Origin of the sequence: Sneathiella sp., from assembly GCF_029233945.1 — a bacterium.
Taxonomy (GTDB): domain Bacteria; phylum Pseudomonadota; class Alphaproteobacteria; order Sneathiellales; family Sneathiellaceae; genus Sneathiella.
Genome location: NZ_JARGOQ010000028.1, coordinates 34,088 through 42,076 on the forward strand (window position 1 = coordinate 34,088; position 7,989 = coordinate 42,076).

At 56.8% G+C, this 7,989-nt stretch carries 5 protein-coding genes and 1 pseudogene; 4 read left to right on the forward strand and 2 right to left on the reverse strand.

The window, feature by feature from the left end:
* A pseudogene (locus P1U71_RS10625) lies at nt 1-386 on the reverse strand (glycosyltransferase family 1 protein); the annotation flags it as partial.
* On the reverse strand, nt 383-1,657 hold the full coding sequence (locus tag P1U71_RS10630) for a glycosyltransferase family 4 protein (protein ID WP_301105582.1): 1,275 nt from the start codon (nt 1,655-1,657) through the stop codon (nt 383-385). The pseudogene P1U71_RS10625 and the gene P1U71_RS10630, both read right to left, overlap by 4 nt.
* A 202-nt stretch (nt 1,658-1,859) precedes the next feature.
* On the opposite strand from P1U71_RS10630, the gene P1U71_RS10635 reads away from it, so the two are divergent.
* The 4 genes from P1U71_RS10635 to P1U71_RS10650 all read left to right on the forward strand — a co-directional run bounded on the left by P1U71_RS10635 (nt 1,860) and on the right by P1U71_RS10650 (nt 7,918).
* Nucleotides 1,860-4,514, forward strand: a complete 2,655-nt coding sequence (locus P1U71_RS10635; RefSeq protein ID WP_301105583.1) for an ABC transporter transmembrane domain-containing protein — start codon at nt 1,860-1,862, stop codon at nt 4,512-4,514.
* 29 nt (nt 4,515-4,543) lie between these two features.
* Nucleotides 4,544-5,005: a Crp/Fnr family transcriptional regulator gene (locus P1U71_RS10640; protein WP_301105584.1), complete on the forward strand. Its 462-nt coding sequence runs from the start codon at nt 4,544-4,546 to the stop codon at nt 5,003-5,005.
* 68 nt (nt 5,006-5,073) lie between these two features.
* On the forward strand, nt 5,074-6,369 hold the full coding sequence (locus tag P1U71_RS10645; RefSeq protein ID WP_301105585.1) for an AmpG family muropeptide MFS transporter: 1,296 nt from the start codon (nt 5,074-5,076) through the stop codon (nt 6,367-6,369).
* A 22-nt stretch (nt 6,370-6,391) separates the two neighbouring features.
* On the forward strand, nt 6,392-7,918 hold the full coding sequence (locus tag P1U71_RS10650) for a long-chain fatty acid--CoA ligase (protein ID WP_301105586.1): 1,527 nt from the start codon (nt 6,392-6,394) through the stop codon (nt 7,916-7,918).
* Nucleotides 7,919-7,989: the final 71 nt, after the last annotated feature.

A 7,989-nucleotide genomic window follows, 5' to 3' on the forward strand; every position in this document is an offset into this window, starting at 1 on the left:
CCCATCTGCCAATCGCCTGTCGCGCGTTTCGGCGCATGACTCGCCTCCGCCACAAAATAGGGGATTTCTAGTGCACGACATACCTCCGGGCCGATCCAGTCCGGCGCCTTGTGATAGACATGATAGGTGAACCAGCCTTTCGGGGCCTCTTCCGGCCGGTCACGCCATTTTTCGATCAGGGCGGCGGCTTCCTTCGCTCCTTTTTCTTTCATCGATTGCTGAAATTCCGCGTCCCCCTTGCCGTCAAAGCTCCGAAGAGTGGAGACAAGTTCCGGCGCGAATCCCGCCAACTCCAGCGCCGCCCAGAGCAACCGCCCCATGCGCCTGTCGCCGGAGGGGACCGGATGATCGGGCGATTTCATGGGCGCATAGAAGGCGAGTTTCACGGGTCGGTCCCGGTTTTACGCGGCGGGGAGGGCGCACCCAGCTTTTCGGCGAGGCTGCCGATCCAGCGGTTTGCATCGAACAGCTCGCGGAGGCGTTTGTTGCCCGTCTCGGCGAACTGCTGGCGCAATGCAGGCTCCCGCAGCAGGCGGGTGAGTGCCACTGTCATGGCACCCGGGTCCCGCTCCGGCACCAGAAGACCGGTTTCCCCGTCGATTATCAACTCCGGGATGGCGGATACATTTGTCGCCACGACTGCCGTCTTCTGGCTTTGCGCCTCCATCAGGACGTTCGGCAGGCCGTCCCGGTCGCCATCCTCGGCGATGCGGCTGGCCAGCACGAATATATCGGCCTGTTGCAGCGCCTTCAAGACCTTCTCCTGCGGGAGGGCACCGCGCCAGTCAATTTTTTCGGCAATCCCCAGTGCTGCGGCCTGTTCCCGCAAGGCACCCAGAAGCGGACCGCCGCCGATATGAGTAAAGGTCCAGTTGAGATCCACCGGCAATCCCGCCAGCGCCTTCAGGAGATCATCATAGCCCTTCTTCGCCACAGCGCGACCGACCGAGACAATCTCGACCGGCGATGCGGCCTCAGAGCCATCACGGACATGGGTACGATCTGCAAAATCCGCGAAGCGGCTGAGATCCAGCCCATGATACATCAGCGAGACTTTCGACGGATCAGAGACAAGACCGGAGAGATAATCCGCATTGACGGAGGTACAGGTCACCAGCCAGGAAAGATCATCCAGTTTTTCACGAAGCTCCCATTCGGGGGAGGTCCAGATATCCTTGGCATGGGCCGAACAGCTCCAGTCCAGGCCTTTCATCTGGCTCGCATAGCGGGCAACAGAGGACGGTGTATGCAGGAAGTGGGCATAGACCATCGCCGCATTTTTGGGCATTTCCGCCGCCAGAACCAGCGCCTGACCGAAACGGCGAACACGGTTGGGTGTGAAATCCCGCCGTAAATCCTTCAGCCAGACAGCCCACGCTTTTTTATAACCGGTAAGACGCCGCACCCGACACCAGCCTTTCAGAACCCGGATCGGCTCCTGATACAGATATTCCGGCAGGTAATTGACCGGCGCGGTAATTTCCCGATGCACCGGATGAATTGCCTTGTCCGTCGGGTGGCGCAGGGAGACGAGCGCGAGATTTAGGCCAAGCCGCTGCAGCGCCAGAAGCTCCTGCGCGATGAAGGTTTCCGACAGGCGCGGATACCCCTTCAGCACCACGACAACGACTGGGCTCTCATTTTCTGGGGTCGGCATGGCGCTCCGGCTAGGAATTAATGTTCCGGCATTGTTAAGGGCAGACGGCAAAAAATTCAACATGCAATGCGGTAAAGGTCACAGATCACGCGGGTTGTGAGAAATTTCCTCCTTGCAGCAAGGGATAAAACTATGAAAAACTGTGCCGTCAGCGGGCCTGCATATTCTGTGAGGCCGATGGGAACTGGGCAGGTCGCGTTCAATGGAACATAATATTTACAAGTATATTCTGCGCTACAGCAAGAAGCAGCAGGTCATACTTACCATCATGTCCATCCTCTCCTTTCCTGCCCTCTATTACTATCTTGAACTTCCGAAAATCATTATCAACCAGGCCATTCAGGCGAATGACATCGCCTTCCCGGTCGAATATGCCGGCGTTGAATTTGATCAGATCGCATTCCTCTATCTGACCGTCGGGCTTTTCCTCCTGATGGTGATCGTCAATCAACTGTTCAAATATATGATCAATGTGTATCAGGGGATCACCGGGGAGCGGATGCTGCGACGCCTGCGCTACGAACTTTACTGTCGCATCCTGCGCTTCCCCATGCCGACGTTCAAAAAGAAAAGTCCCGGCGAGATCATCCCGATGATCACCTCGGAGGTGGAACCGCTTGGCGGCTTTATCGGGGAGGCGTTTGCCCTGCCGATCTTTCAGGGCGGCTACCTTCTTGTTATCGTAGGGTTTCTTGTCGTCCAGAACTGGATAATGGCCGTCGCTGCCATTGCGCTCTATCCGTTGCAGGCCTATTTTATCCCAATATTGCAAAAGAAGGTAAATCTGCTCGGTAAGACACGGGTGCGGCTGGTCCGCGTGCTCTCCGACCAGCTTGGTGAGGCGGTGAGCGGAGTGGAGGAAGTCCACGCTCATGACGCCTCCAGCAATATGCGGGCGCATTTTTCCAATCAGCTCGACAAGATCTATACCGTTCGCTACCGCATTTACCTTCTGAAGTTCGTTATCAAGTTCCTCAATAACTTCATCCAGCAACTCGGGCCCTTCTTTTTCTACGGCATCGGCGGCACCATGGTCATCAACGGCACGCTGGAAGTCGGTACACTGGTTGCCGCGATCGGCGCGCATAAGGAAATGGCTGCGCCCTGGAAAGAGCTTCTCGCCTATTACCAGCGGCGCGAGGATGCCCGCATCAAATATGAGCAGGTGATTGAGCAGTTCGAACCCGCGGGTATGCGCGATGCCGATAATCAGTTGATTGAACCTGAGGAAATTCCGCACCTGGAAGGAGAGCTCGTCGCCAGCAATATTGAGCTTTCCGATGATACGGGCTCTAAAATCCTGGAAGGGCTAAGCACGCGCTTTAAACTCGACGAACGCATAGCCATCATCGGGCCGGCTGGGTCCGGGCGCGAGTCGCTCACCCATGTGCTGGCGCGGCTGATCGATCCGGACCGGGGGCGGCTGATGGCTGGCAATGTGAATATGATCACCGCACCGGAAGCCATTGTCGGGCGCAAGATTTCCTATGTCGGGCAACATGGCTATGTGTTTAATACGACATTGGGGGAAAATCTCTTCTTCGGCCTGAAGCACCGACCATTGCATGAAAAAAGCTACGCTGGCGATGAGGAGCTGGAACGCAATACCTATATCAAGAATGCGGAGCTAACGGGCAATTCCAGTGATGATATCGAGGCGAACTGGCATGATTACAAACTTGCCGGCGTCGCCGATGAGGATGAGTTAAACGCCCGCGCGCTCGATATTCTGGAGATGGTGGATCTCAGCGAAGATGTCTACCGCCTCGGCCTGCGAAGCACGATCAACCCCGAGGAAGCGCCTGAAACGGCGGAGTTGGTGCTCGCCGCCCGGCGACGGGTCTTTGAGAAAATCGAGAACAACCCCAGCCTCAAGAATATGATCGAAGCCTTCGAACGGAACCATTACAACACCAATGCTTCCGTTGCTGAAAACCTCCTGTTCGGTACGCCCGTTGGTGAAGAGTTCGATCTCGACCGGATGGCGGAGAATGAATATGTCCAGAAGATCATCGAAGAAGCTGGCCTGACCGAAACCTTCCTCAAAATGGGATATCAGGTCGCCACCCTGATGATCGAGCTGTTTGCCGATCTGCCGCCGGACCATGAATTCTTCCAGCTATATGGCTTCATCTCCTCCGATGACCTGCCGGAATATCAGGCCATGATCAGCCGGATCGATTCCGAACGGCTGGACAATCTGCGCGAAGAAGACCGCCTGCGCTTCATGTCGCTGCCGTTTAAGGTCATTCCGTCCCGTCACCGCCTTGGCGTACTGACCGACGATATCGAAGAAAAAATTGTTGCCGCACGTCATCGCTTTGCCGAGGAACTGCCGCCGCATCTGAAAGACAGCGTCGCCTTCTTCGATGCGGATGCCTATAACGCCGCCACAAACCTTCAGGATAATATCCTGTTCGGCAAGATTGCCTTCGGCTTTGCCCAGGCTACCGAGAAAATCGGCGCCGCGCTTGCCGAAGTAGTCGAGGAAATGTCGCTCCGAAGCACAATTATCGCCGTCGGGCTGAACTTCACCGTCGGCACGGCGGGTGCCCGCCTGAACGCAACCCAGCGGCAGAAACTCTGTATCGCCCGGGCAATCATTAAAAACCCGGATGTGCTAATCCTCAACCAGACGACGTCGGGATTCGATACTGCGACACAGGCGCGCCTGATGAAAAGTATCCTCAACGAGTTCAAGGGCCGCTGCCTGATATGGTCCCTTGATCATGCGGAGAAAACGGCCGACTTCGATCATGTTCTGATCATGCGGGGCGGACGAATTGTGGAACAAGGAAGCCCGCAAAAACTAAAAGAGAACAGCGCGCCATATAAAGAATTACTGGCGGCGTCCTAGAACCGCTAAAGATAGAAGGGAGAAAATCCGTGAGCTTGAAAGAAGAAGTTGAGATCCTCCGGCAGATACCCCTGTTTGCGAAAATTGAGCCGTCCAAGATCAAACTGCTGGCCTTTACGTCGGAACGGTTGACATTCCAGCCAGACGATCTTGTATGTGAACAGGGTGACAATGGCGATGCCGCCTATTTTATTATGGCGGGGGAAGCTGATGTCATCGTCGAAACCCCGTCCGGCCCGCTGACCGTTGCAACCCTTGGCAAGAATGACGTCGTCGGTGAGATTGCCATCCTCATTGACGTCCCCCGCACCGCGACGATCAAGGCGAAGACGGAGCTGACAACCCTTAAGATCACCAAGGATGTCTTCTTCCGGATGGTCACGGAATTCCCCGAAATGGCGGTGGAGATGATGCGCGTTCTGGCCGAGCGTCTGGTCCGCACAACGGATGATCTGCAAAAAGCCAAGGAAATGATCCGGAGCGACGACTAGCGGGCGACGCAAGCCCCCTTTTTTGAGTAGAGTGCGCGTATGAGTAACCCTTTAAAGACGAGCATGACATGACCGGCTGGCTATCGGCCCTTTCCGTCTATCGCGATTGGCGCATCGTCAGCATTACCCTGCTCGGTTTTTCCTCCGGCGCCCCGCTTCTTATGACCGGGGGAATTTTGCAGGCCTGGCTGACGCAGGAAAATATCGACCTCACCGCCATCGGACTGTTTACCCTTGTTGGGTTGCCCTATACCTTGAAATTCCTGTGGGCGCCGATAATCGACAATATCCGTATTCCCGTTCTTTCCAGGCTGGTCGGCCGGCGGCGAAGCTGGCTGCTGCTGTTGCAGGCCTTCCTGATCACCGCCATTCTCGCTCTTGCCTTCAGTGAGCCGAGCGACAGTCTCCTCTATGTGACGATTGCGGCCCTCGCCGTGGCCTTCGCCTCTGCTTCCTATGATATCATCGTCGATGCCTTCAGGATCGAAATCTGCGACGAGAAAAACATGGCGGCGGGTGCGGCGACTTATGTCTATGGCTATCGCATCGCCATGTGGCTCACCGGCTTTTCAAGCCTTGTCATCGCCCAGTATTTCGGCTGGATGATCAGTTATATGGTCATGGCGTCCTTTATCCTGATCGGCACGGTCACGGTTCTGTTCACGCGCGAACCAAAGACGCAAATGACAAAGCCGGAGGATGAATCGGCCCCGACCGCAAATGCTTATCTCGATTGGCTGAAAACCTCCATCATCGATCCCTTTGCCGATTTTATGAAAAAGCCGGACTGGCTGGTGATCCTGCTGTTCGCGGTGCTCTATAAATTCGGGGATGCGCTGGCGGGCGCCATGGCGACACCCTTCTATCTGCAAACCGGCTTTACCTTGATCGAGATTGCCGAAATCTCCAAGCTTCTTGGCACGGTCGCCACATTCGGCGGGCTGTTTATTGGGGGCTGGCTGCTCGCGGCAACGACAATGTACCGAACGCTTTGGGTTTGCGGACTGCTGCAAATGCTCTCCAACCTGATGTTTGCCGCCCAGGCCGCCATCGGCCCGGACCTTGCCTTCCTCGCCCTCACCATCGGCCTTGAAAATGTAGCGAGCGGGATGGGCACCGCCGTCTTCGTCGCCTATCTTTCCAGCCTTTGCAACACGGCCTATACGGCAACGCAATATGCGCTCCTCACCTCGCTGATGGCGGTGGCCCGCACGGTGTTGGTCTCCCCCGCCGGCTGGCTGGTAGAACGAACCGGCTGGATCGAGTTTTTCATCCTGACCACAGTCGCGGCCGTACCGGGACTTGCGCTTCTCTGGTATCTCTCTTATCGTCAGCCCATCGAACAACAAGAAGGGGCCAGTTGAACCCCTCGGGAGGCCTGCCACAATGAATATCGCAAATCTGCTGGAGCGGACCGCAAAGACCTATCCGGATTTACCGGCCCTCGCCTATGGCAAGGATATCGTCGCCACCTACCGCGACTATGCGGATCAGGCGGCGGGGCTCGCCGGAGCGCTCCGGGGCAAGCTCGGCCTGAAGGCCGGAGATCGGGTCGCGCTGATCATGAAGAACCATCCGGAATACTGGATCGCGCTGTTTGCCATCTGGCGCGCCGGGCTTGTCGCGGTTCCGGTTAATGCCAAGCTGCATATCAATGAATTTTGCTATATTCTGGAAAATTCCGACAGCCGCCTCGTCTTCGCCACGGCGGAACTGGCGGACGAGCTTGTGCCTCTCATACCGGAGCTTCCTGAACTCGAAACCGTGATTTCCGTCCATGACGAAAGCTATCAAGCACTCAAAACGGAAGCCCCTCTCGAACTGCAGGAAGCGGCGCCGGACGATCTCGCCTGGTTGTTTTATACTTCCGGCACCACCGGCAAGCCCAAGGGCGCGATGATCAGTCATCGCAATCTGCTGACCGCCGTGCTCAGCTATTTCGCTGATGTTACCGCGCTTGATCCGGGCGATGCGGTCATCCATGCCGCGCCGCAAACCCATGGCGCGGGCATGTATGGCCTGCCGCTGATCGCCAAGGCGGGCATACAGGTAACGCCACTAAGCGGCGGTTTCGATCCAGCCGAGACGCTGGAGCTGATTGCGCACTACCCCAATTCCTGCTTCTTCTTCGCGCCAACGATGATTCACCGGCTGATTTCCAGCCCGGCGTTTGAAGGCGCGGATACCAGCAATTTAAAAATCATCGTCTATGGCGGCGGACCGATGTATGAGGCGGATATCCGCCGCGCCATTGATGTACTCGGTCCCCGCTTCGCCCAGATTTACGGGCAAGGGGAATCGCCGATGACCATCACGGGCCTTTCCATGGCGCAGATCCGCGATGAAAACCACCCAAGGCGCAGCGAGATCCTCGCCTCTGTCGGGATTGAACGCACCGATGTCGAGGTGAAAGTGTTCGATGCCGATGACAATCCACTTCCCGTCGGCGAAATCGGCGAGATTGTTGTGCGCGGCGACGTCGTCATGCTCGGATACTGGAAAAACCCGGAGGCGACCGCCGAAACCCTGCGTGGCGGCTGGCTGCATACGGGTGATATGGGCTGCTTCGACGCGGAAGGCTTCCTCACCCTTAAAGATCGCTCCAAAGACATGATTATCTCCGGCGGCACCAATATCTATCCGCGCGAGATCGAGGAGTCGCTGCTCACCCACGCAGGCGTCGATGAAGTCTCCATCGTCGGGCGGCCGCATGAAGACTGGGGCGAGGAAGTCGTCGCCTTCGTCGTTCCTCGCAAGGGAAGCGCCGTGACGCCCGAAGAGCTGGACCGCCACTGCATCGAGCAGATCGCCCGCTTCAAACGACCCAAGGAATATTTCTTTGTCGATGAATTGCCGAAGAATAACTATGGCAAGGTTCTCAAGACGGAATTGCGGGAAAGGTTGGGCGGCTAATCACCACCAGATAATCAGGTCAGCTTGCGGATCGCCGCCGCCGCGACGGAAACATTATCGACCCCCCAGAG